Below are 25,699 nucleotides of genomic sequence, written 5' to 3'. Positions count from 1 at the left end.
CATGAAAGTTTGCCATAACCTATAATAAGGGTGATGTCTATTTTGAATTGATAAAAAGAGGATGCCTTATGAGAATAAATAAAAACACAGAAATATACGGACAAACAGCAACAATAGTTGGGTCTGTAGGATTATTATCCTGGTTGATACCTTTAATTGGATTTATAGTGAATACAGTTGCTATTGGCTTAGGTCTTTATGCTGTAGAAGATGACCGTGACGGACTTGCATGGGTGGGCATCATTTTCGGTGGTATGGGTTTTATTTTGACCATTTTAAGAAGTGGGTTGGTATATTATTATGGATAAAAAAACATCCTTTAGGGTGAACAACAGGACGGAAACAATATATGGCATTATATCCATTTGCCTGGGTGGGATTTCTTTAGCGATTTTTTTGTGGGCGGTTTATCAATCTGCATATAATCTTGAAGGTAGAGAGGTACTGATAGGATTATTTGAACTTGTGGCCATGATGCTATGTTTTGCAGGCTTGACGCTTGGCACTATGGGCGAGACAAGAGAAGATAAGCTTAAAATGACGGCACACTTTGGGATTGCGCTTAATCTCATTGTAGGTATTTTTCATGTACTTGTTTTGTGGCATGCATTTTAAATATTTTTATAGCAACAGCCTTAGTGATATACTCACCTAGGCTGTTTTTTTATTTCTCTAGAAACATAAGAAGCTAAGTAAATAGCATATAAAAGTGAAATTATGTTCAAAATAATTACATATATGCAATTATGGTTGGTAATAGTGTATGATATTTGAAAGTAGATAAACATAGTTTTGACACTTACCAAGATAAATAAATACTATTTCAGGAGGTCATTTATGAAAATAACTAAAAAAGTATTAGGGCAGCTAGAACGTGTATATGCAACTACAATTATGGAAGTCAATGGACGATTAAACTATATTGTAGCTTCAGAAGGTGTGAATCAATGTATTGCTTATGACGCAGAAAGTCTTGCAGAAACAGTTGTTTGGGAGGAACCAGGTGGTACGATGAATATTGTGCCGATACCGGGAAGGGAAAATGAATTCTATGCAACTCAAAAATTTGCCCCCACTTTTAATGCACAGGAAAGCCGAATTGTTCATGGAAAAGCAAATGAGGACAACAGTTGGACAGTGACACCAGTTATGACCATCCCTTACCTTCACCGCTTTGATTTACTTCTTATAGAGGATGAGCTATACCTTATTGGAGGTGTTTTATGCAAAAGTAAAGCATTTTTGGAGGATTGGTCGGACCCAGGATGTATTATAGTGGGGAAGCTTGAGAAAGACATTACTCAACCCTTTAAGTTAACAACGGTTTATGATGGCATTACTAAAAATCATGGCTTTTATGCGGGTGAATGGAAGAATCGGAAGGCGTATTTGATTACAGGTGTAGAAGGGGTATTTGCGGCATATGTACCAAATAATCAAGGCGAATTGTGGGAAGTGGAAAAAATATTAGACTTTGAAGTTAGTGACTGTTCTATGTGTGACATAGATGGCGATGGTCAATTGGAACTGGCTACAATAGAAAAATTCCATGGTGAACTTGGGAAAATATATAAAGAAATCAATGGAAAATGGGAGATGATTCATAGCCATAACTATGAGTTCGGTCATGTGGTATGGGGTGGTAAGATACAAGATAAGCCAGCCTTTATTATAGGCGGACGTAAAGGTGATATGGAACTCATCTTGTTTACCATGGATGAAAAGGGGCAAATTCAGGAAACGCTTATTGACCATACAGGTGGTCCAAGTAATATAGATGTGATTAATCTTGATAATAAAGATGTGATACTGGCTGCAAATAGACAGATTGGTGAAGTGGCAATTTACGAAATAACTAAAAATTAGCACGTTCTTCTAAAACAGTGGGCTTTGTCTATAAGAGTTAGAAAAAATGAATAATTTTAATGAATTTGTTTAATATTATGATAATCGATATCAAGTGATGGGGCTTTGAGGCTATAATAAACAAAAAAGCACTGAACATACGTTCAAAAATAGTAAATATATAGACAGATGTTCTTTGAGTTGCTATACTGATGCAAGAACAAGACGTCTTGTGAAAAAACAATTACATACTTGGTTAAGTTGTGAAAACGATTTTGTTGATCATTAACCATAATTCGAAAGGGGTAAATTATGGATTTACTACTAAACGTTTTTTTAGGCTTTGTTAACAAATTTCTAGGACAAGCACCTTTGCTACTAGGTACTGTTGTGTTTATTGGGTATCTATTGTTAGGCAAAAAAAGCTACGAGGCACTTGCAGGATTTATTAAAACATTTGTTGGCTTTAAAATCCTTCAAGTCGGAACCGGTGGTTTGGTGGCAACCTTTAGACCAATCATTGAGTCGCTTAGTGCAAAATATGGTATTCAAGCATTGGTTATTGACCCATACTTTGGACAAACATCTGCAACAGAGTTTTTAGATACCATGGGTTCATTAGCATTTGTAGGGTATGTCATGATGATTGCTTTTGCTTTCAATATCTTACTGGTAGCTTTTAGAAAATTTACGAAAATTCGTACATTGTTTATCACAGGACATATTATGTATCAACAATCAGCGGTTCTTCTTTGGGCACTCTACTGGGTTATTGAAGGGACGATGGGAAAACCAGTTTCAGCACCATTGGTTATTGTCACTGGATTACTGATGGGTACTTACTGGTCGGTTATGTCTAACCTAATCATTGAAGCCACTCAAGAAGTTACAGATGGTGCCGGTTTTACCGTTGGTCATCAACAGATGTTTGGGGCTTGGGTTGCCTATAAGCTTGGCGGACTAGTTGGTAATAAAGACCATGATGTGAATCATGTTAAGACACCTGGATTCCTGTCCATCCTTAATGATAACGTTGTTGCAAACTCCTTAATCATGACCTTTTTTGTTGGTGTTATCATGGTAATCTTAGGAGAAGAGACCTTTACCTATAATAGGAACAATTATTTCTTTGCTACCTATATCTGGGAAACTTGTGCATTCTTTGCTGTATATATCACAATATTGTTAACAGGTGTTAGGATGTTCGTTGCTGAGTTAACAGCATCATTCCAAGGTATATCTGATAAGCTACTAAAAGGTGCAGTTCCAGCAGTTGACTGTGCGGTTACATTCGGATTCTCACCACAAGCGCCTACTTTTGGATTTATTTTTGGCTTCTTTGGTCAGTTAATAGCTATTTTCACGCTTGTTGCTATACAATCACCTGTGTTGATTATTGCCGGTTTCATCTGTCTTTTCTTTGATAATGGTACATTAGCGGTATTTGCAAATAAAGCCGGTGGAAGACGGGCGGCAGCCATTATACCTTTTATCGCAGGTTTGATTCAAGTTTTTGGATCTGCATTGGTACTCACTTTCTTAGTTGGTCCTCCAGAGGTTATTGGATGGATGGGTATGTTTGACTGGGCGACACTATTTGCCGGTACAACTGTATTATCAAAATATCTTGGTATTATTGTTCCGATTGTTTTAATCCCATTATTACTTATTATTCCTCAATTACAATACAAACGACATGTTGAGACGTACTTTACAACTATGAGAGATAACTAAACCTCCCCTCTATAAAATAAGCTGCCTTAAACCGGCAGCTTATTTTACTAATGAACAAATGTTCAATATACTATATATAATTGACAAATGTGCAGATAAAGCATAAGATAAAGGTATAAGTTAATCAAGGAGGTAAATCATGATACAAGGCTTTGAACTCACAGAGGACTATATACAATTTTTTGAAGAATTACCTAGCTGGGAGGAAGCGGTTATTAGATCAGCAGAACCTTTGTTGCTTGGTGGGCAGATTAAGCAATCCTACATTGATGGTATGATTGAGTCGGTGAAAGAGCATGGTCCATACATTGTTATTGCACCGAATATTGCCATACCCCATGCCAGACCGGAAACGGGTTCATTAAAAGTCGGCTATAGCGTTATGGTACTTAAAAAGCCGGTTTCATTCACTGAAGATGGTGCCAATGATGCAGCTCTATTTATTGCATTATCCTGTGTAGATTCTGAACGTCATTTGGAAATGCTGCAAGAAATTGTCACTGTTTTATCGGATCAGGATAAGCAGGATGCCCTATTTACATCAACAACTCCAAAACAGATTTTAGACATTTTTAACTAGATAAGATTCAAGTATCAAAACGCTCTAATTAGTTTTGATGCATTGACTGAATTTTACCAAGAAAGGAATTGATTATGAGTAAAATAAATGAGATTACTAGAGATAGTTGGATACTAAGCACTTTTCCAGAGTGGGGACAATGGCTGAATGAAGAAATAGAAAGTACGATTGTAAAACCAGGCACTTTTGCTATGTGGTGGTTAGGATGCACCGGTATCTGGTTAAAATCTGAGAACCAAACCAATTTATGTGTGGATCTTTGGGTAAAGGCCGGTAAAAAATCCCATGGCAATGGGTTAATGACAGATCAACACCAACATCAGAGAATGATTGGATGTAAAGCCCTTCAACCGAATCTTAGAAATGTACCGGTCGTTATTGATCCTTTTATGATTAAAGAAATTGATGCGGTGTTGTCAACCCATGATCATGGTGATCATATAGATGAGAACGTAGCTGCAGCGGTATGTCAGAACACAGATATCTCCGTCAAATTCATAGGCCCAAAAGCATGTACAGATATTTGGCGAGGATGGGGTGTTGAAGAAGAAAGACTGGTAACATTAAGACCGGGTGACACCTATAAAGTTGGTGATATTGAAGTTGTTGCCTTGGATTCTTTTGATAGAACGGAATTGGTTACAGCCAAAAAGGGAGAAATACTAAAAGGTAAAATGCCTCAAGAAATGGATGACTTGGCATTGAATTATTTATTTATAACACCTGGTGGCAATTTATATCACAGTGGTGACTCTCATTATTCGAATTATTTTGCAAAACATGGTAATGACCATCAAGTGGATGTTGCTCTTGGATCTTTTGGTGAGAACCCAAGAGGTATGACGGACAAAATGACAGCGGAAGGCATCTTGCGCATGGCTGAGTGTCTAAAAACAAAGGTTGTCATTCCAATTCACCATGATATATGGACAAACTTCATGGCAGACCCTAAAGAAATCACAACACTTTGGAACATGAAAAAAGACCGATTGAAGTACCAGTTTAAGCCATTTATTTGGCAGGTAGGTGGCAAGTTCACATGGCCGGAAGATAAGGATGCTATGGAATATATGTATGACCGAGGTTTTCATGATGCATTTGTAATAGAACCGGATCTACCATTTAAGTCCTTGTTGTAGGTTTTAGATGTTTTGATGTTATACTTAAGTATAACATCAAAACTAAACTATAATTTCATAAGTGGTTTCAATAAAAACAGGAGGAATGAAAATGTTGAAGGTATTGGCAGCATGTGGTAATGGAATGGGTTCAAGTTTGATTATAAAAATGAAGATTGAGAAGGTATTAAAAGACATGGGCTTGGATTGTGAAGTTCATCACGCAAGCGTAGGTCAAGCTAAATCGGATGCAAGGAACTTTGATTTGGTATTGGTATCTCATATGCTCGTAAATGAATTTGCGAATTCAGGAAAAGCAAAAATCATTGGTCTCATTAATCTTTTGTCAGAACAAGAAATCAAAGAAAAAGTAGAAGCGGCACTAAAATCATAAGCACACACGGAGAGAGACATGTATACAATTAAGGAAAGACCAATTGGTATTTATGAAAAAGCCATACCTAATCGATATGATTGGGCCACGAAGATTAAAATTGCAAAAGCGGCAGGGTATGATTTTATTGAGATGTCCATAGATGAAACCGATGCACGCTTGAACCGACTGCTATGGAGCAAGGAAAAAAGAAAATATATCAAAGACTTATTTTGGCAAGAATCATTTTATATCAACTCCATTTGTTTAAGTGGTCACAGAAAGTATCCCTTTGGAAGCAAAGATCCAATTGTAAGAAAAAAAGCTCTAGATATTATGAAGCTGACTATTGGATTGGCAAGAGATTTGGGTGTTTCGAACATACAACTCGCTGGGTATGACGTTTACTATGAGTCCTCGGATGATATTACCAAAGCTTTATTTTTAGAGGGATTAAAGGAAGCAACTCAAATGGCATCCAGTGCCAATGTTATGTTGTCCATAGAAATTATGGATACCCCTTTTATGGGAACCATATCCAGATGTATGCCTTATATCGAAGAGGTGGGTTCTCCATGGTTAAAAATCTATCCGGATATTGGTAATCTGAGCCAATGGACTAAGAAACCAGAGGAAGAACTGGCACTTGGTATTCATCATATAGTTGGCATTCATTTAAAGGACACGTTACCGGGCCAATTTAAGTGCGTCGCTTTTGGTGAAGGTACAGTTGATTTTGAAGCTTTTTTTAATAAGATGGAAGCCCTAGATTTCAGAGGTCCATTTTTAGTTGAGATGTGGGCAGACAACGATTTTGAAGAGGATTACGATACTTGCATATCCAAGATTAAAGAGGCAAGAATATGGTTGACTGAGAAAGCAGGTGAAGGGTTTTATGCTAGCGCTTAATCAAAAAATATTAGAATTGAAAGAAGAAGTATATAAAGCTAATATTGAGCTTGTAAAACAAGGATTGGTTATTTATACTTGGGGTAATGTGAGTGCGATTGATCGGGAAACCAATCTGATTGTTATCAAGCCAAGTGGTGTGGATTATGACACCATGAAGCCTGAGGATATGGTGGTTTTGGATCTTGAAGGCAATATAGTTGAAGGTATTTACAAGCCATCTTCCGACACACCTACTCACCTAGCCCTTTACAAAGCTTATAATACCATAGGCAGTGTGGTTCATACCCACTCTGAGTGGGCTACATCATGGGCTCAAGCTGGCATAGATATACCTTGTTACGGGACCACACACGCTGATTATTTTTTTGGGAAAATACTATGTACCAGAGCTTTGAAGAAAGAAGAAATTGAAGTGGATTATGAGCTTAACACAGGTAGGGTTATGATTGAAACTATGGCTGAAAATAATAAATCTCCAGATGAACTGCCGGGAATGATTGTCTCAAATCATGGCCCATTTGGTTGGGGTAAAGACGCAACTTTGGCTGTGCATAATATGAAAGTCATGGAAGAAATCGCAAAAATGGCTTATTATACAGAACAAATCAACAGACGTATAGAGCCGATCAGTCAGGCTTTATTAGATAAGCATTATTTGAGAAAACATGGTAAAAATGCCTATTACGGACAGTAAATTGTGAGGTGAATAAGATGTTAGATAAAGAGGAGTATCAGCTGATCATTGATGCGTCGGTCTTGTATTATTTAGAAGGTAAAACGCAAAGTGAAGTTGCGAAGACCTTATATTTGTCAAGGCCCAAAGTATCACGACTGTTAAAAAAAGCCAGAGAACTTCAGATTGTAGATATTACCATCAATTATCAAAGTGATGAATTTGAAAAACTACAAAGTGAAATCAGAAGAACATTTGATTTACCTCATGTGGTCATAACAAAAACTCTATCGGATAAAAACGATACGTTAATTGAAGTTGGTAAAGCAGCAGCAAAAGAGCTGCTAATGTTGATTCATGAAGATATGACACTAGGCATATCATGGGGCAAACACGTTAGAACGACGGCAAAGTATTTAAAGAAAAAGTCCTATGAGAATATGCGCATTGTTGAATTGTTTGGCGCCATTAGTTATGATTTGGACCAAACAGACATGTTGAGTATCGGTAGAAGTATATCCAGTAAGTTAGGTGGAAAGCTATACCCCTTACCATCTCCAATCTATATCAATGATCCAATAGCGAGAAAAGCGATTGTTGAAACACCACTTATCAAAGGAACACTGAACATGATAGAGAATTGTGACCTGATTCTTACTGGAATCGGTTCCATATATAGTAATACTTTACAGACTTTATGGGATAACTATGTGGACAATGAAATGAAAAGTCAGATTATAAACAATGGTGGAATTGGTTTTGTATTGGCCCATTTTTTTGATCAAAATGGCAATTTCTTGGACATGGAAGTGAACGATAACGTCATAGGCATTAAGACGGAAAGTATTAAAAACAAAAAGATTATTGCGGTTGCTTCAGGTGAGAAAAAAGCCAAAGCGATTCTAGGTGCTTTGAGAGGTGGGCTCATTGACACGTTAATATCCGATGAAGCAACTTTAAACCATGTATTGCAGCTCAATGATAAGTTAAAGTAGGAGGCCAAGGGTATGATTCAAGGAATTGGTGCAAGCGACGGTATTGCTATTGGAAAAGTATATAAGTACGAACCTGTAGAGATCGTGATAACCAGAGAAATATGTCAAGATGTCAAGTCAGAACAACTGAAATTTGACCATAGTATTAAAGCCGGAATAGAAGCTTTAGAAGTCCTAAAAACAAAGACAGAAAATGAAATGGATGCAGAAACGGCGGCGATATTTGGTGCACATATTGAAATCCTAAGAGACCCTGAGTTGGCCATAGCTGTAGCTGATAAGATAGCATCTGAGCAAGTAAAAGCAGAATATGCCTTAAAAACAGTAAGTGATAGTTTTGTTGCTATTTTTGAAGCCATGGAAGATGCTTATATAAGAGAAAGAGCTGCAGATATTAAAGATGTGACCAGAAGAGTCTTGATGATTCTAAAAGGTGTACAATCAAAAGGTCTATCAGAAATTGATGAACCCATAATACTGGTAGCTAAAGACTTAACACCATCAGACACAGCGCTTCTAAATAGAGAACTTGTATTAGGCTTCATTACGGAGATTGGCGGAAGAACCAGTCATAGCGCAATTATGGCCAGAACCATGGAAATACCGGCTGTTGTAGGTACTGTAAATGGATTTGATCAATTAGATAATGGTGATTTAGTTATCCTAGATGGTATGAAGGGTGAAATCATGATCCATCCTTCTGAAGAGGATATTAAAAATTACAAGGAAAAAATCACATTACTTAAAAGAGAAAAATCATTATGGCAAGCATGCGTTGGTCGAAAAAGTACGACGAAAGATTTCAAAGACATTGATTTGGCGGCTAATATAGGAAGTCCAGAAGATATTGATGGTGTTATCTTTAACGATGGCGATGGTATCGGACTCTATAGAACGGAGTTCCTATATATGGGAAGAAAAAACTTTCCAACAGAAGATGAACAATACGAAAGCTATAAGACCGTACTTGAAAAAATGGGTGAAAAGCCGGTTGTCATAAGAACCCTTGATATTGGTGGGGATAAGGAATTGTCCTATTTTGATATGCCAAAAGAGTTAAACCCATTTTTGGGTAATAGAGCTCTTAGACTTTGTCTTCAGAACATGGATATGTTTAAAACTCAGCTTCGAGCATTATTGCGAGCGGCTACTCACGGCAACTTGTACATTATGTTCCCAATGATTGCGACGATTGATGAGTTTAGAAAAGCGAAAGCAGTTTTATATGAAGTAGAACAAGAACTTGAGATGGAAAAAATAGTTTATTCTAAGAATTATCAAACAGGTATTATGATTGAAATACCTGCCGCAGCATTGTTAGCAAATGTATTTGCCAAAGAGGTTGATTTCTTCTCCATAGGCACCAATGATTTGATTCAATATACTTTCGCTGCAGATCGGATGAATGAACATGTATCCTACCTCTATCAACCTTATAGCCCTTCACTTCTGAAACTCATAAAAATGGTTACAGAAGCAGCGCATAAAGAAGGAAAATGGGTAGGTATGTGTGGAGAAATGGCCGGTGAAATTCAAGCATTGCCACTACTAATTGGTTTGGGTTTGGATGAACTGAGTATGAGTGCGCCTAGTATATTAAGAGCGAGATATAGCCTTAAACAGATAGATAGTATTAAGGCAAAGGGACTAGCGGACATGGCATTACAAGCCTGCACGCAGGAAGATGTTAAGGTCTTAATGGATGCCTTTTGGGATGGGAAATAGAAGAATAAAATTAGGAAAAAATAGGAGATTGATGATTATGAAGTCAAAAATAGTAGAAGTAAAGAATGCAACAGGCTTGCACGCAAGACCTGCATCTGGATTTGCTAAGCTTGCAACGGCTCAAAAATGTGAAGTTTTTTTAGAGAAAGACGGTAAAAAAGTCAATGCAAAAAGTATTTTGGGTATACTCACTTTGGCAATAGGACAAGGCAGTAAAGTAGTAATAACAACGGATGGCGTTGATGAAGAAGCTTCTCTAAAGGTATTGGTGGATTTTGTCGGTCAACTTGAAGACTAGGTTATGAAATATTTAAGCCTCATAAAACAGGAAATTCTTGTTTTATGAGGCTTTTTATTGGTAATATATCTAATAATGATGTAAAATCATAAGTGATAAAAAGAACACGTAAATGAGGTGGACAACATGAATAGATTCTTTAGACTTATAAGAAACAGTGGTATGGCTTTGACGATAGGCTTGGTTGTGGGCATGATAGCTATTTTTTTTAATGCTGCTATAAACGGAGGGGTTGCTTTGACGAGGTCTTGGCTGATAGACCAGAATCCGAGTGTGATTTTACTTCCTATTATTGGTGGCCTTATAAGTATGGGCATATATATAATTTATCTGAAAGAAGGACAAATAGGCTTAGGTATCGTACAGGTCCTAGTAGAATTAGAATTCATAAAAACGCAGTTGATGCGTCCCTTTAGAGTCTTAATGCATGTTGTTGGAGCGACAGTAACCTTGATTTTTGGTTTTTCTGCTGGACGCTTTGGTCCTATTGTACACTTAGGTGCATCCATTGGATCAAACATTGCTTATTATTTGAAGTTAGAGTCTAAAGACATTAGACTCCTTATTGGTTGTGGTGCAGCAGCAGCTATAGCTGCAGTGTTTCATATGCCGCTATTTGCTGCGGTATTTGTTCTAGAAGTATTATATAAGAAGCAATTTGCAGATTTTTTTGCACCCATTGTTATGGCAAGTGTAGTAGCAAATTTTATAGGGAGGGCCACGCAAAATGGTCAGACTTTTCCCGTAGAACTGGATAGCATTTCACTTATCTCTTGGGAGTTGATTTGGCGATACGTTATTTTTGGTTTGGTTATGGGTCTTTTTGCCATTCTGTATATGATGTCTATACAGCTTTTTACTGGACTTTTCCTCAAAGTGAAGCATATCAGCTTACGTCTCTTTGTTGCAGCCATTTCAATTGGTTTAATAGGCTATTTTTTTCCACTAAACTTTGAAATACATAACAACACCACTTACAAAGTGTTATCAGGTGAGTTTGGGTTAGGTCTTTTGATGGCCATTGGTTTGATTAAGATATTGGCAACGGGTATTACCTTAGGTTCAGGATATATTGGTGGTAATTTCTATCCGGGGGTAACTATTGGCGCTTCTTTAGGTATGGCTTGCGGGAAAATTCTAAAGCCTTATGGTGTAGATCATTCGCTTTTTGGATTATTAGGAATAGGAGCTATGATTGCAGGATACTTAAATGCACCAATATCTGGTATCATTTTAATTATTGAGTTTTCTGGACAATATGAAATGCTAATACCGGCGCTTATCGTATGTGCTCTATCCGTATCGACAACATTTCATCTTTATGGCAAAGACATATTTTCGGATGCTTATACTAAAACCATAAAAAACTTGGTGTGATAGTAGCAAGTTTTTATGGTTTTATAATATCATAGTTCCAATCATTAATGCCACCCATATCAAAAACATTTGTATAGCCCAAATCAATTAAGGCTTTAGAGGCAGCTTCACTTCGACGACCGGTTCTACAATAAAGAAGAATTTTTTGATTTGGATCGGGTAATAAGTCAGGCGCCATTTCCCGAATGTTTGTATGAGGGATTAAAAGAGCACCTGGAATATAACCTGAGTCATACTCCTCTTGTGTGCGAACATCTACAAGTAGGAAGTCATCTTCATTATCCATGATAGTTTTGGCCTCATTGGCTGTTAGGCGCACACTTTCTTGATTACAACCTACCAATAAAACAGATATCATAACTAAAACAATTGTATATTTTCTCATAAAGCACCTCTTTCTTAACCGGACAAAAATCAAGTTTAATCATATAGTTTTGACCCTTTAACCAACTATATTATACATGATATTTGATTAATGTGACAACTGTGTATGATTTATCCGATTTGACTATTCTTATGAAAAAAGGTATACTTAATAATGAGAAAATTATCAGATGACAAAGGTTAAAGGCCGAAGGAGAAAAATATGGAAGAGATTATAATAGAAGCGTTAGAGCGCCAAAAAAAAACAGGGAAATTTAAAGAACAAGGTTTCATGCCTGGTGTATTATATGGAGAAGGCATTGAAGCAACCACATCCGTCAAATTTGATGCATTGGTTATTAGAAAGCTTATATCCCATCATGGTTCAAACGCCAAAGTTTGGGTCCAATATAAAGGTTCGAAAAAATTCGGTTTTGTAAAAGAAGTACAATTTGATCCACTTTCAAGAAGACTATTGCACATTGATATCCAAATGGTTGCCAAGGATCAAAAAATCCAACTTCACGTTCCGATACATTTTGTTGGTGAAGATTCACTGAAGATCAATCAGTTGGAATTTCAGATTTATAAACATGAGGTTACAATTACGGGAGACATGACGTTGATGCCAGAAGCCATTGAAGTAGATGTAAGTACATTGAACTTAGGTGACCAAATCACTTATGCAGATTTTAAATTAGATGAAAGTCTTGTAACAGATGATTTGGAATTGGTATATGGTGTTGTGAATCATCTGAAAGTTCTCGAAGTTGAGGAGCCAGACGAAAATGCAGATGCAGCTGAAGTGGTTGAACCAGCATTAGTAGGCGAAGACGAATAAAAGCAAAAACAATTTGAGAATTAGAATAGAGACTTAATGTGGTCTCTATTTTTTTTGTCTTTTTTTTCTAGATAACAAAGCAAAAAACAGGAAATGAATGCGTCATAAATTATGTATATTTTCAGTCCTATAAGCCCATGTACAAGATATTGGTAATGTTGAACCTGGTTATTAGTATTATATTGACGCCTATATGACATTAATATAGTAGGACTCATTGAGGGCAAATGATACTAATCGATGACAATCCAAAAAGAAAATATTTGGAGAAGATAAAACTTTTCAACCTAATTAATGGATTACTTTGATGGTTTGTAAAGTTTATTGATTCTTGGTCAAGTAATTGGACAGCAAGTGTCCTGAGTGTTTAAAGAACAGAATAAAGACATGCCTATATATTGTTTTATGGGCTCGGTAAAGGTATAATAGACAAAATGAGAAAATAAAGTGATTTTGATAATAAGAGGAGCGGGTTATGGTGAATCAAGAAAAATATATAATGCCTGCAGAGTGGGAGGCCCATGAGAGAACTATTGTGGCGTGGCCTGTAAAAGCATCTCTTGTATGGCAAGACAACTATGAAATAGTATGTAAGGGTTATGCCAAAGTTGTAAATGCTATAAGTGCATTTGAACCGGTAACGGTAGTTATTAATTCAGAAGATGAAGAAGAGATTCGTAGTCTATGCACATCTAAGGTAGATATAATTAGAATACCCCATAACGACGCTTGGGCAAGGGACAATGGGCCTACTTTTGTTAGAAACATGAAGGGTAAGCTTCACGGAATCAGTTGGCGATTCAATGCTTGGGGTGAGAAATACCTGCCCTATGAGTTGGATGATAAGCTAGCACCAGCATTGTTGAATCTACTGGAGGTACCATGTATAGAGGTGCCCTTGGTATTAGAAGGGGGATCTATTCATGTAGACGGTCAAGGTACACTACTAACAACCAGAGAATGTCTTCTTAATCCCAATCGGAATCCGGAGTTAAATCAGACAGCTATAGAACAAATGATAAAAAAACACTTGAATATATCTAAAATTATTTGGTTGGATCAGGGACTATATGGTGATGAAACCGATGGGCATATTGATAACATTGCCTGCTTTGCAAAACCTGGCACAGTTTTATTACAAGCATGTGATAACCCGAAGGATCCTAATTATGAAATCACTCAAAAAGCAAGAGAAGTGTTGAAACATACCAAAGACGCAAAATCAAGAATACTGGAAATCATAGAGCTACCAACGCCCCCACCGCGTTACTATAAAAATAAACGCTTAACTCTTAGTTATTTGAATTTTTATATAGTCAATAAGGCTATTATTTTGCCGGTGTTTGGAGGGGATGCCACAGACACAGATGATAAGGCGAAATGTATTTTAGAGACAGTTTTTTTTGACAGAGAAGTAGTAACTGTGGATGGTATGTCACTGATAACAGAAGGTGGCAATGTGCATTGTATCACCCAACAAATGCCTCAAAAGCAACAAGTGAAATGAAGGAGGGTTCGCTATGAGAAAAGTCATTGTTGCAGCAACACAAATGCGCTGTACGTCGGATAAAAAGGAAAACATAATTAAAGCGGATAGATTGGTGAGAGAAGCAGCATCAAAGGGTGCAAAAATCATTTTAATTCAAGAATTATTTGAGACACCATATTTTTGTCAAATTGAAGCACCGAAATATTACGAATATGCCTCAACCGTTGAAGGAAATATGGCCATCAAACACTTTAGAGTCTTGGCCAAAGAACTTGAGGTGGTTTTACCGATTAGTTTCTATGAAAAAAAGAACAATGCAAGATATAACGCGATTGCTATCATTGATGCAACCGGTGAAGTATTGGGGATTTATAGAAAAAGCCATATCCCTGATGGCCCGGGCTATGAAGAAAAATACTATTTTAATCAAGGTGACACAGGATTTAAAGTATGGTCGACGAAATACGGTGTTATCGGTGTTGGTATTTGCTGGGATCAATGGTTTCCGGAAGCGGCTAGAATTATGGCTCTAATGGGTGCAGAAATGCTCTTTTATCCTACAGCCATCGGTTCAGAGCCTCATAGCCCGGAAGTCGATTCAAAAGACCATTGGCAACGTTGTATGATTGGGCATTCGGCTTGCAATCTTATACCTGTGATTGCCTCTAACCGTATTGGGGAAGAAAAAGAGGATGGATCCTCGATTATCTTTTATGGATCTTCATTTATAACAGACGCAACTGGAAATAAGCTTGCAGAAGCTTCACGTGATGAAGAAACCATTCTACTAGCCGAATTTGATTTGGAAGAATACGAAAAACAACGTATTGAATGGGGGATTTTTAGAGATCGTCGACCTGATTTATATAAACCTATTCTAACTTATGACGGTTCTAGGCAAGTATAAGATTGTTTTTTTGAAGGTGCTTTATGCACCAATAAAAGGAGGGTTTTTATGCAAGATATATTTTTATCAAAAGAGAAAAAGAAATATTATGAGTTATTAAGTCGTCAATTTCCTACTATACAGGATGTTAGCCGTGAGATTATTAATCTTGAGGCCATTACAAATTTGCCTAAAGGGACCGAACATTTTTTGTCAGATGTCCATGGTGAACATGAGGCTTTTGTTCATATCCTAAAAAACGGTTCGGGTGTGGTACGACGTAAAGTTGAAGAAATCTTTGGTGACGTATTAACTGAAGAAGAAATAAAAAAATTTGCCAGTTTGATTTATTATCCAAAAGAAACTTTATTTCATATGAAGCAAAGTAAGAATAAAGTGGATGACGGTTGGTACCATCAAACATTGAAGCAATTGGTTAGTGTGTGCCGAGAGGCATCTTCTAAATACACAAGATCAAAAGTCAGAAAAGCCCTTCCCAAAGGCTTTGAATATATACTTGAAGAACTTTTGCATGAACAGGATAATGTGGAAAACAAACAAGCTTATTATGACAGTATTTTAAGCACCATAATAGAAGTCGGTCAAGTAGAGCCATTTGTTATTGCTATTAGTGAATTGATTCAAAGATTTGCCATTGACCATCTTCATATAATAGGAGATATTTACGACAGAGGCCCCGGTGCTCACATTATTCTAGATACATTAATGAAGTACCATTCAATCGATATGCAGTGGGGAAATCACGACATTGTGTGGATGGGTGCCTATGCAGGATCCTTACCCTGTATCGCCAATGTTATAAGGATAAGCATGCGTTATGGCAATCATGAATTATTAGAAGAGAATTATGGTATTAACTTGTTACCTTTGGCCAAGTTCGCCATGCAGACGTATAAATATGTTGAACCGTCGTTTATGCCCAAAGTGATTAGTGAGTTAAATCAAAAAGATGCTCTGTTAATTGGACAGATGCATAAAGCAATATCTATCATCATGTTCAAATTAGAAGGTCATTTTATAATGCGACATCCAGAGTATAATATTCAGAATCGATTGCTACTTAATTTCATTGATTATGATAATGACACCATCAATTTAGATGGAGAAACTTATAAACTGGACTGGTTTGGTTCTTCAACCATAGACCCTAAGCATCCCTATGAGTTGTCGAATGAAGAAATGGAAATTATACTTAAGTTAAAAACTTCCTTTATGACAAATGAAAAACTAAAAGCACATATTGATTTTATGATGTTAAAAGGCAGTATCTACTTGAATTATAATAATAATTTGCTCTTTCATGGTTGTATTCCAACGGATGACGATGGTACATTTTCAAGAGTAACTTTAGATGGTGGTACCTACTCAGGAAAAGCTCTGTTGGATTATTATGAAAAAATGCTAAGAAGTAGTTATGCAAGAAGGTTTGAAGCGGTGGACGATTATGACATCGATATTTTTTACTATTTGTGGATGGGGCAGTACTCATCTCTATTTGGTAAAAGTGTGATGAAAACTTTTGAGAGATATTTTATTAAAGATAGCATAACGCATAAAGAGTATAAAAATCCCTATTATAAACATTACTTCAGTCCGGATTATTGTGATAGAGTTTTTGATGAATTTAGAATGAATAAAAAAGTATCCCGAATTGTGAATGGCCATGTTCCGGTCCAAGTTGGAAAAGGCGAGTCGCCGGTTAAAGCAGATGGTAAACTTATTGTCATAGACGGTGGGTTATCAAAAGCCTATCAACCTGTTACGAATATAGCCGGCTATACCTTAATCTATAATTCTCACGGTCTTTTATTAGCAACCCATGAGCCCTTTGATTCCACCAAAGAAGCTATTGACCATAACGTTGACCTAATATCTGAGATTAGTATTATACATAAAGCTGATCATAGGGTATTGGTTGGTGAAACGGATATAGGAAAAAAACTAAAAGAGGACATCAACAACCTTAAGATATTACTCGGAATGTATCAAAAGGGCATACTATAAAGACTACAAGTGACCAAACTGTCATTTCTAAAGGAAACTTTTTGACGGTTTGGTCACTTAATACTTTTTGACAGTTTGGTCACTTAATTCTTGACAGTTAGGTCAAATATGTTACAATATAGTCAACTGTAAAAGCGATGACGGTGTTTGGAACCTTAACTTTCGGTTCTTAGTAGATGATCGGTTTCCTTTAGAGAATAGGTGTCTTAGGCTGTGAGCACTTATAGGTTCGGCCGATGATTGAATTTCCCACTTGAGCTGCATGACTGAATCAAGTAGGCCATGCCGGTAACGCACGTTAAGCGTCCAAAGTGCCTGCTATTGTAGGAATTAGGGTGGTACCGCCGATAGAATCGGTCCCTTGTTAGGGATGGATTTTTTTTATTGTGAAAAATCATACACGGAAAAACGAAAGGAGTCCTTATGAAAGAACAGCTGGAAGCAATTAAAATCAAAGTTGTAAAAAGTCTAAGTAACGTAGCTGACTTAAAGGCACTTGAAGAGGTTCGCATTAACATTCTAGGGAAAAAAGGAGAATTGACATCTATACTTAAAGGAATGAAAGATGTTGCACCCAAAGATCGTCCTATGATTGGAGCCTTGGTGAATGAGGTGAGAGCGGATATTGAGACAGCCATTGAAACCGCTAAAAACAGTCTAGTGTCAAAAGCTAGAGATCAACAACTTAAGGAAGAAATTATTGACGTTACCATGCCTTCAAACAAAAAGGTCCTAGGACATCGTCACCCTATGCATATTGTCCTTGAAGATTTGAAAAACATTTTTATAGGTATGGGCTATCAGATAGCAAAGGGTCCGGAAATTGAAGAAGACTATTATAATTTTAAAGCTTTGAATATACCGGAAGATCATCCTGCTAGAGATGAACAAGATACCTTCTATATAGATAAAAATTTTGTACTTAGAACATCAACATCACCGACACAAGTGCATGTCATGGAACATGAAAAACCACCTATTCGTGTCATTGCTCCGGGTAGAGTATACCGTTCAGATGAGGTAGATGCAACTCACTCCCCTATGTTTCATCAGGTAGAAGGTTTGGTTGTTGATGAGCATATTACCATGGCAGATCTTAAGGGCGCATTAGCGGAATTCGTCAAAGAATTATATGGAGAAGATGTAAAAGTACGGTTTAGACCTCATTATTTTCCTTTTACTGAACCCAGTGCTGAGGTAGATGTATCCTGTTTCAAATGTGGCGGTACAGGCTGTAACATATGTAAAGGATCGGGATGGATAGAAATCCTGGGTTGCGGTATGGTACATCCTAAAGTCCTTGAGATGTCAGGCATTGATTCAACTAAATATAGTGGGTTTGCTTTTGGTATGGGACTTGAGCGTATAACCATGTTAAGGTACGGCATTGAGGATCTGAGACTTTTTTACGAAAATGACATTCGATTTTTAAAGCAGTTTTAATGAGGTGGACAGAAAGGAGTAGCGGATTATGAATGTATCAATGAATTGGTTAAAAGAATATGTAACAATAGATTGTGATGTACAGACATTCGCGGACAAGATGACCATGTCCGGCTCGAATGTGGATCGTATAGAAAAAAAGGGAGAAGCCATAACGGATGTGGTTGTTGGTAAGGTGCTTGAAATCATAAAGCATCCGGATGCAGATAAGTTAGTTGTTACCCAAGTGGATGTGGGAGAAAAAAGCATTCAGATTGTAACAGGTGCACAAAATATGAAGGTTGGTGATTTGGTGCCGGTTGCCCTTCCAGGAGCAAATCTGGCAGAAGGCTTAAAAATCAAGGAAGGCAAACTTAGAGGAATAGCCTCCAATGGTATGATGTGCTCATTAGAAGAACTGGGATTGAACCCGGAACATTTTCCAGATGCACCGGAATACGGTATCTATGTTATTAAAGGCGACTATCAATTAGGTAGTGATGCAAAACCTATATTTGGACTGGGTGATGCCATTGTTGAGTTTGAGATTACTTCGAACCGTCCAGATTGTTTTAGTTTACTTGGCATAGCAAGAGAAGCAGCAGCAACCTTAAATACAGATTTTCATTATCCCAAAATACAGTATAACGAAGTGGCAGGTGATATGAATCAGCATGCTTCTGTTGAAGTGATAGCCAGCGACCTATGCCCTAGATTTATTGCAAAAATCTTAGTAGATGTGGATATAAAGCCTTCACCAAAATGGATGCAAGACAGGTTAAGGTCTGTAGGAATTCGACCCATCAATAACTTAGTAGACATAACCAATTTTGTCATGGTTGAGATGGGCCAACCGATGCATGCTTATGACCTAGAAGAGCTTATACATGGGAAAATTATTGTAAGGCGTGCAAATGACAAAGAAAAAATGATGACTCTTGACGGTGAAGAAAGAGAATTAGATAACACCATGTTAGTCATAGCCGGTGAAGAAGAAGTTATTGGTGTGGCTGGTGTTATGGGTGGCGAAGGTTCAAAGGTTAAAGACCATACAGGTATGATTCTACTTGAAGCAGCCAACTTTGATCCGGCCAGTATTAGAAAAACTTCGAAAAAAATCGGACTAAGAACGGATGCGTCCACGAAATTCGAAAAGCACCTAGATCCGAATACGGCATTGATAGCTATGGAACGTGCCTGTCAATTGGCAGAAATGATAGGTGCCGGTCGTGTTATGGCAGGTATTATAGATATTAATAAGAGTGAAAGAAAGCCAAATAAAGTGGCATATAATGTTGGAAACATAAATAGACTACTGGGTACGGATATTTCTGAAAAAGAAATGGTAACTTATTTCAAACGTTTGGAGTTTGTGGTTGACGAAGATCAAAAAGAAATCTTAGCACCTACATTTAGAGCTGATATCGAATGTGAGGCAGACCTGGCTGAGGAAGTGGCAAGGCTTTATGGTTATGACCGTCTACCGACAACCTTAGCAACTGGAACACCAACGGTTGGCAAAAAAAGCTTCACTCAAAGAATGGAAGACCTAACAAGGCAAATCATGGAAGACTGCAGTCTTAATGAAGCTATGACCTATTCTTTTGAGTCGCCGAAAGTATATGAAAAGCTAAATCTTGGTCTGGATAGCCATCTTAGGTTAGCGGTGAAGATTGATAACCCACTTGGAGAAGATTTTAGTATCATGCGAACTACAACGGTTAATGGTATGCTACAAGCTCTATCTAATAATTATGCCAAACGAAACGAAAAGGTTGGTTTATATGAAATCGGCACCATCTATGAACCAAAAGTCATACCTCTTAAAGAATTGCCAAAAGAGTCACAGAAGTTGACAATTGGTATGTATGGTGATTGTGATTTCTTCAAACTAAAAGGAATTCTGGAGACCTTATTTGAAGCCTTCAATTGTCTTAAGCATGCAAAATGGGATCCGAGCATCGAGGTCTCTTACCTTCACCCCGGACGTAAAGCCAAAGTCATAATGAAAAATAAAGAAATAGGTTATATTGGTGAGGTGCATCCGGATGTATTGGATGCTTATGATATTCATGAAAAAGCATATATTGCTGTCATTGATATGAAAGATTTAATAGATGAAGCATCATTAGACCATAAATACACGCCGGTACCTAGATATCCAGCGGTTAACAGGGATGTGGCCATGCTAGTAAAAGAAGAAATATTGGTAGGTGCCATTGAAGAAGTCATTCGAGCACGCTCGGGAAAAATGCTTGAAAAATTAGAATTATTTGATGTCTACAAAGGCAAACAGATTGAAGCAGGCTATAAATCAGTGGCATATGCCTTGTCCTTTAGAGCGGCTGATCGTACCCTACAAGAAAAGGAAATCAGTAAAACCATGGAAAAGATTTTGAAAGGTCTTAAGAATGAACTAGGTGCCACTTTAAGAAAATAGGCTTATATTGACTAGCTTTTTTAAGTAAACCCCTTTATAATAATGAGAGATATCATTATTATAAAGGGGTTTCTTATGATTAGAAAAAAGTATTTGGTTAAAGAAAAATTAACAATACTCAAGGAAAAAAGCCATATTATCATTATGATTTCTTTTTTGATGATTTTTATGAGTATTATAGAAATAAGTGCAAATGAAAAAGACGCAGATTTTGACACTTTAAGGGTTGGTTTGGTGACTCAGTTTAAAGACCAGGACAATATACAAGTATTTAATAAATCGATAGTACCTGGATTCTATAAAAAAGGCACTTGGATGCCGGAAACCACGATTATTTCACCAGGCCAGATGTTTACTTATAGGCCTTCAATAGCGACCTATCTAATGTCAGATGAGAATTATAAGGATTACGAGGATGCTAAGGCTAAGTCAGATCAACTAAAGGCAGATGGATTTACCGCTTATCCCTCTTTATTGGATATCAATACATGGAAAGTTTATGTTGAAACAGTAGACGTTCAAATGACACTGGATCAAATAAATACAGTATATGATACTAACTTCTTAGAGGCACCTCATAATAATGAACGGATAATCATGACTTATGACCAGGTTGAAGGAATAGTTTTTGATAACAGTTTGGATAAGGTGGTTATAGGCACCAAGGATAAGATAAGTGATACATCTGTTCTTAATCTTGGTAAAGGGACTTACCGAGGCAAGATAGAGATTGGCCGTTATGGTAAAGATAGACTACTGGCAGTCAATATCGTTGATATTGAAGACTACCTCTATAGTGTTGTCGCTTCGGAAATCTATGCATCATGGCCGATAGAAAGCATTAAGGCACAAGCAGTTGCAGCACGTACCTTTGCAATCTATTATGTTACGGTTGCAAAAAAATTCCCCAATGAACCTTATGCTTTAGATGATACAGTGAATTCACAAGTATATAAAGGCTATGGTGTTGAAGATAAAAGGGTAACGGTCGCAGTGGATGGCACAAGAGGAAAAATGATTTATTATGATGGAACTGTCATACCTGCTTACTTTTTTTCGACAAGCGGCGGACGTACAGAAGCCAGTGAGCATGTATGGTCAGCAGCTGTACCATATTTAAAAAGTATGCCGGATCTTTATGAAACAGAACCAGCTAGACCACCTTGGATTAAGATGTATACACCTGCAGAAATAGAAAGTGCCTTGATTAAAAGAGATATAACAATAGGTACAGTCCTAGATCTTGAGACGATGGGTTATACTAATGCAGGAAGGGTCCTTGAATTAAAAGTGATAGGTAGTGGAGGTACATATATTCTGAAAAAAGAAACCATGCGCCAGTGGTTGGGCATGGATAGTCGTAAATTCACCTTAATAAAGCCAATGGATGTACCTTTTCTAAAACACTCGGTTATTTCTAGGAAGGATTACATTGGCGTAGTGGACTACAATAATGCTTATGTTATGAATAGTAGTGGAAAATCCGAAAAAATTCTTGGTAAGAAGGAACAAGTTATTGTTATGAGTGCAGATAATATCATTAATCAACCTATGATTTCGGGGGAAACCGGTAAATTTATCTTAGCTGGTGTTGGTTATGGACATGGTGTCGGTATGAGTCAGTCCGGGGCAAAAGGGATGGCACTGGCAGGTTACACTTATAAGGATATATTGGAATATTACTATAAAGGTGCTAAAGTGAAATAAAGGTGTTTTGCAAAATAACGCTTTGACTTTGGTTCTAGGCTATAATCGTAGATGTAACACACAGCTTTTCTTCGACTCATTCGGTTAGAATATGCGTAAATTACTATATGACGCGCTGAAGCAAACAGTAGGCCGTAATCATACAGACTGTGGAAAGGTTTTCATGGGACCTACTATAATACAAAAAAATCTGACTCAAATAGAAATTTAATCTGAGTCAGTCTTTTGTACTTCTTTTTTTAAGTATTATTTTTACGATTACTTCGCACTTCTCATTCTATACTGCTTAGGTGTTATACCTGTGAATTTTCTGAAAATGGTTGTAAAATAATTCTGATTGTTGTAGCCGACTGAAATGGCAATATCTAAAATAGAGTAGTTGGTCGTTTCAAGTAAATACTGACTCTCTTTGACACGAGTCTGATTAACGTAGTCAGCAAAGGAAAGGTTCATTTCTCTCTTAAATAAGGATGAAAAATAATTAGGTGAGAGATTGACATAATTAGCTACATCATTGAGTCGTATAGGTTCTGAAAGATGTAGGTGGACAAATTTTGAAGCATTTTTGATGACACTAACATGGTTTATATTAGATAATTGTAAGACACTGTTGGTATATTTGATAATCATTCGTTCGATGATATCGATGAGTTCTTCAAAATTATGAGAATGTTCTATTTTTTGAGCATAGTATTCAGCTAAAGATAAGGATTTTTCAGCTTCAACCCCACCGGTTATAATAGTTCTTGAAAGTAAAGTCGAAAACGCAATAGCCTTGTTCTTTGAATTTCTAAGATGATTTGGTGAAGTTTGACTAAAGTATTGAGCCTTGATATGCTCATTGTATAAATCAATAACTTTTTCAATGTCACCGATTTGAACTTTAGTTAGAAAAAGAACCTCAAGAGCATGATTGTGATCACTTTTTTCAATTTCAATAGTGTGATCAAAAGTATCGGCCATCTCTTCTGTTAGCTCGGTAAGATGTGCCTCAGGGTATAAATCAACCACGTGTGGGTTGGTAACAATAGCGGCTACTAACTGCTGAATGTAATAGTTTCGCGAAGAGCTGAGAATAGGTATTAGATTGAAAAGATCTTTGAGCTGTTCGCGTTTAGACATGGAAAAGTTCTGTTCGTGCATGACTTCGTTTATTAAGTGTTCGTTAACCTCTTTATTCAGGAATGGACCGAGTAATATTGAACCATAATAGCTAGATGAATCTGCGACAACAGTGACAAGATATGATAAAGCATAATCAGAATCATAAGTGTAGACACCGTTACCATGATTTTTAATGGTATCCTTCACAAACCCAACAAAAGGGTGAAAGATATCTTCCAGAAAATCATCCACATGGGCATTTGGGCCATGAGAGAAAATCTTATTGTGGCTTTGATCTATAACCGTTAACGACAGTCCTGTACCATAATACAGTGTCTTTGCGAGAGATTCGATGAGCGGTAGATCTAATATTTTCTGTTTAACGAGATGGGACAATTGATACATTCATGATCAACTCCGTTTCTATGAAAATCTAAAATAAATGAAATGCTATCCTTGATTAAATTTTATTGCATGTAGTAGAGGTGAACGGTAATAATAATACCACGGCCACAAACAACTCAACTTTGCCTAATGAGATTCTACAGGTGGGAAGTTGAGTAATAAGTATATATTGATATTTTACTACAAACTTAGAAATAATGTAAGGGTATTCTTATTATTTCTACATTAAAAATTTATATAACTTAGTTTTCTTAAATAAATCCTCTTAAAATCTAATTCAGTTGACGCCTTAAGTCTTTTTTTATATAATGAGAGGCAGTGTAAAAATGATGTATTAAAATTAAGGAGTATACGATGAAGTTAAGTAACTTTTCTTTTAAATTACCACAAGAATTAATTGCACAAGAACCTTTAGAAGATCGGTCAGGTTCAAAACTCATGGTACTGGACCGAAAACATCATTCTATAGAACATAAAAAATTTACAGACCTATTAGATGAACTTTATTCAGGAGATTGCTTAGTACTTAACAATACAAGGGTCATGCCGGCGAGACTGATAGGAGAAAAACCTGACACCCATGGTAAAGTGGAATTTTTACTTTTAAGTAGAAAAAAGCAGAATCAGTGGGAAGTTATGGTGAAGCCAGGGAAAAAGGCAAAAGTAGGTGATCTTATAGAGTTTGGAAACGGTATGATTCAAGCAGAAGTGCTGGAGATTATGGATGGTGGCAATAGATTGGTATCTATGTCATACGAAGGCATTTTCGAGGAAGTCCTAGATCAACTTGGTCAAATGCCACTTCCCCCATATATCACAAAACAGTTAGAGGATAAAGAAAGATATCAAACCGTCTATTCTAAGCATAGTGGTTCAGCAGCGGCACCTACTGCAGGGTTACATTTTACCTATGATTTGATGAAGAAAATTGAAGAAAAGGGTATAGCAATAGCTTATATTACCTTGCATGTGGGGCTGGGGACATTTAGACCGGTAAAGGTTGAGAATGTACTGGAACATGACATGCATTCGGAATATTACTTTATTGAAGAGGAAGAAGCAGAAAAAATTAATTTGGCTAAGAAAAAGGGCGGTAGAATCATTGCAGTAGGTACAACAAGTTCCAGAACCTTAGAATCGGTGGCTAATGAGGACGGAATTATTAGAAAAAGCAGTGGTTGGACAGATATATTTATTTACCCCGGTTATTCATTTAAAATTGTTGACGCATTAATAACGAACTTTCATTTACCGGAGTCGACTCTAATCATGCTTGTAAGTGCTTTGGCAGGACGAGACTTTATTCTTGAAGCATATGAAGCGGCCATAAAATCTTCTTATAGATTTTTTAGCTTTGGGGATGCAATGCTGATTAAGTAGGAAGGAA

23 protein-coding genes are annotated in these 25,699 nt (G+C 36.9%); 21 read left to right on the top strand and 2 right to left on the bottom strand.

Annotation, left to right across the window (positions count from 1 at the left end):
- Positions 1 to 68: 68 nt before the first annotated feature.
- The 13 genes from AC6F8J_RS13145 to AC6F8J_RS13085 all read left to right on the top strand — a co-directional run bounded on the left by AC6F8J_RS13145 (position 69) and on the right by AC6F8J_RS13085 (position 11,630).
- Positions 69 to 308, top strand: coding sequence for a hypothetical protein (locus AC6F8J_RS13145; protein WP_500723920.1), 240 nt, complete (start codon positions 69 to 71; stop codon positions 306 to 308).
- Positions 301 to 615: a hypothetical protein gene (locus AC6F8J_RS13140; protein WP_500723918.1), complete on the top strand. Its 315-nt coding sequence runs from the start codon at positions 301 to 303 to the stop codon at positions 613 to 615. The genes AC6F8J_RS13145 and AC6F8J_RS13140 overlap by 8 nt, the downstream gene beginning before the upstream one ends.
- 222 nt (positions 616 to 837) lie before the next feature.
- A complete protein-coding gene (locus AC6F8J_RS13135) occupies positions 838 to 1,866 on the top strand; it encodes a hypothetical protein (protein WP_500723916.1) in 1,029 nt (342 codons plus the stop codon).
- 291 nt (positions 1,867 to 2,157) lie between these two features.
- A complete protein-coding gene (locus AC6F8J_RS13130; protein ID WP_500723914.1) occupies positions 2,158 to 3,579 on the top strand; it encodes a PTS transporter subunit IIC in 1,422 nt (473 codons plus the stop codon).
- A 139-nt stretch (positions 3,580 to 3,718) separates the two neighbouring features.
- The gene (locus tag AC6F8J_RS13125) at positions 3,719 to 4,159 is read left to right on the top strand and encodes a PTS sugar transporter subunit IIA (RefSeq protein ID WP_500723912.1); all 441 of its coding nucleotides are present in this window, start codon (positions 3,719 to 3,721) and stop codon (positions 4,157 to 4,159) included.
- Positions 4,160 to 4,233: 74 nt separating this feature from the next.
- Positions 4,234 to 5,298 (top strand): L-ascorbate 6-phosphate lactonase, encoded by a 1,065-nt coding sequence (gene ulaG, locus AC6F8J_RS13120; RefSeq protein WP_500723910.1) that lies wholly within the window; start codon positions 4,234 to 4,236, stop codon positions 5,296 to 5,298.
- 91 nt (positions 5,299 to 5,389) lie between these two features.
- Complete coding sequence (locus tag AC6F8J_RS13115) at positions 5,390 to 5,671, top strand: PTS sugar transporter subunit IIB (RefSeq protein WP_500723908.1); 282 nt, start codon at positions 5,390 to 5,392, stop codon at positions 5,669 to 5,671.
- A gap of 18 nt (positions 5,672 to 5,689) precedes the next feature.
- A complete protein-coding gene (locus AC6F8J_RS13110; RefSeq protein ID WP_500723906.1) occupies positions 5,690 to 6,559 on the top strand; it encodes an L-ribulose-5-phosphate 3-epimerase in 870 nt (289 codons plus the stop codon).
- The gene (locus AC6F8J_RS13105; RefSeq protein ID WP_500723904.1) at positions 6,546 to 7,256 is read left to right on the top strand and encodes an L-ribulose-5-phosphate 4-epimerase; all 711 of its coding nucleotides are present in this window, start codon (positions 6,546 to 6,548) and stop codon (positions 7,254 to 7,256) included. The genes AC6F8J_RS13110 and AC6F8J_RS13105 overlap by 14 nt, the downstream gene beginning before the upstream one ends.
- A 17-nt stretch (positions 7,257 to 7,273) precedes the next feature.
- Positions 7,274 to 8,230, top strand: coding sequence for a sugar-binding domain-containing protein (locus AC6F8J_RS13100; protein WP_500723902.1), 957 nt, complete (start codon positions 7,274 to 7,276; stop codon positions 8,228 to 8,230).
- Between the two features lie 12 nt (positions 8,231 to 8,242).
- Positions 8,243 to 9,955, top strand: a complete 1,713-nt coding sequence (gene ptsP / locus AC6F8J_RS13095; RefSeq protein WP_500723900.1) for a phosphoenolpyruvate--protein phosphotransferase — start codon at positions 8,243 to 8,245, stop codon at positions 9,953 to 9,955.
- A 37-nt stretch (positions 9,956 to 9,992) separates the two neighbouring features.
- Complete coding sequence (locus tag AC6F8J_RS13090; protein WP_500723898.1) at positions 9,993 to 10,253, top strand: HPr family phosphocarrier protein; 261 nt, start codon at positions 9,993 to 9,995, stop codon at positions 10,251 to 10,253.
- 126 nt (positions 10,254 to 10,379) lie between these two features.
- Entirely contained in the window at positions 10,380 to 11,630 is a 1,251-nt protein-coding gene (locus tag AC6F8J_RS13085; protein ID WP_500723896.1) for a chloride channel protein, read from the top strand.
- Between the two features lie 13 nt (positions 11,631 to 11,643).
- Here AC6F8J_RS13085 and AC6F8J_RS13080 read toward each other — a convergent pair whose 3' ends face one another.
- Positions 11,644 to 12,015, bottom strand: a complete 372-nt coding sequence (locus AC6F8J_RS13080) for a rhodanese-like domain-containing protein (protein WP_500723894.1) — start codon at positions 12,013 to 12,015, stop codon at positions 11,644 to 11,646.
- A 201-nt stretch (positions 12,016 to 12,216) separates the two neighbouring features.
- On the opposite strand from AC6F8J_RS13080, the gene AC6F8J_RS13075 reads away from it, so the two are divergent.
- The 7 genes from AC6F8J_RS13075 to AC6F8J_RS13045 all read left to right on the top strand — a co-directional run bounded on the left by AC6F8J_RS13075 (position 12,217) and on the right by AC6F8J_RS13045 (position 22,803).
- Positions 12,217 to 12,834 (top strand): 50S ribosomal protein L25, encoded by a 618-nt coding sequence (locus tag AC6F8J_RS13075; RefSeq protein ID WP_500723893.1) that lies wholly within the window; start codon positions 12,217 to 12,219, stop codon positions 12,832 to 12,834.
- Positions 12,835 to 13,309: 475 nt separating this feature from the next.
- Positions 13,310 to 14,341, top strand: a complete 1,032-nt coding sequence (locus AC6F8J_RS13070) for an agmatine deiminase family protein (RefSeq protein WP_500723891.1) — start codon at positions 13,310 to 13,312, stop codon at positions 14,339 to 14,341.
- Positions 14,342 to 14,354: 13 nt separating this feature from the next.
- Positions 14,355 to 15,230 (top strand): N-carbamoylputrescine amidase, encoded by an 876-nt coding sequence (gene aguB / locus AC6F8J_RS13065; RefSeq protein WP_500723889.1) that lies wholly within the window; start codon positions 14,355 to 14,357, stop codon positions 15,228 to 15,230.
- Positions 15,231 to 15,278: 48 nt separating this feature from the next.
- A complete protein-coding gene (locus AC6F8J_RS13060; RefSeq protein ID WP_500723887.1) occupies positions 15,279 to 17,234 on the top strand; it encodes a fructose-bisphosphatase class III in 1,956 nt (651 codons plus the stop codon).
- 423 nt (positions 17,235 to 17,657) lie between these two features.
- Entirely contained in the window at positions 17,658 to 18,677 is a 1,020-nt protein-coding gene (gene pheS, locus AC6F8J_RS13055) for a phenylalanine--tRNA ligase subunit alpha (protein WP_500723885.1), read from the top strand.
- Positions 18,678 to 18,705: 28 nt separating this feature from the next.
- Positions 18,706 to 21,096 carry a phenylalanine--tRNA ligase subunit beta gene (pheT, locus tag AC6F8J_RS13050; protein ID WP_500723883.1) on the top strand — a complete coding sequence of 797 codons (2,391 nt, stop codon included), beginning with the start codon at positions 18,706 to 18,708 and terminating at the stop codon, positions 21,094 to 21,096.
- Between the two features lie 75 nt (positions 21,097 to 21,171).
- On the top strand, positions 21,172 to 22,803 hold the full coding sequence (locus AC6F8J_RS13045) for a SpoIID/LytB domain-containing protein (RefSeq protein ID WP_500723881.1): 1,632 nt from the start codon (positions 21,172 to 21,174) through the stop codon (positions 22,801 to 22,803).
- Between the two features lie 258 nt (positions 22,804 to 23,061).
- Here AC6F8J_RS13045 and AC6F8J_RS13040 read toward each other — a convergent pair whose 3' ends face one another.
- Positions 23,062 to 24,312, bottom strand: a complete 1,251-nt coding sequence (locus AC6F8J_RS13040) for an AraC family transcriptional regulator (RefSeq protein WP_500723879.1) — start codon at positions 24,310 to 24,312, stop codon at positions 23,062 to 23,064.
- Between the two features lie 354 nt (positions 24,313 to 24,666).
- Here AC6F8J_RS13040 and queA point away from each other — a divergent pair, with 354 nt between their 5' ends.
- Entirely contained in the window at positions 24,667 to 25,692 is a 1,026-nt protein-coding gene (queA, locus tag AC6F8J_RS13035) for a tRNA preQ1(34) S-adenosylmethionine ribosyltransferase-isomerase QueA (protein WP_500723877.1), read from the top strand.
- Positions 25,693 to 25,699 lie beyond the last annotated feature (7 nt).

The organism is Petrocella sp. (assembly GCF_059865615.1).
This window is presented reverse-complemented; position numbering and strand designations above follow the sequence as displayed.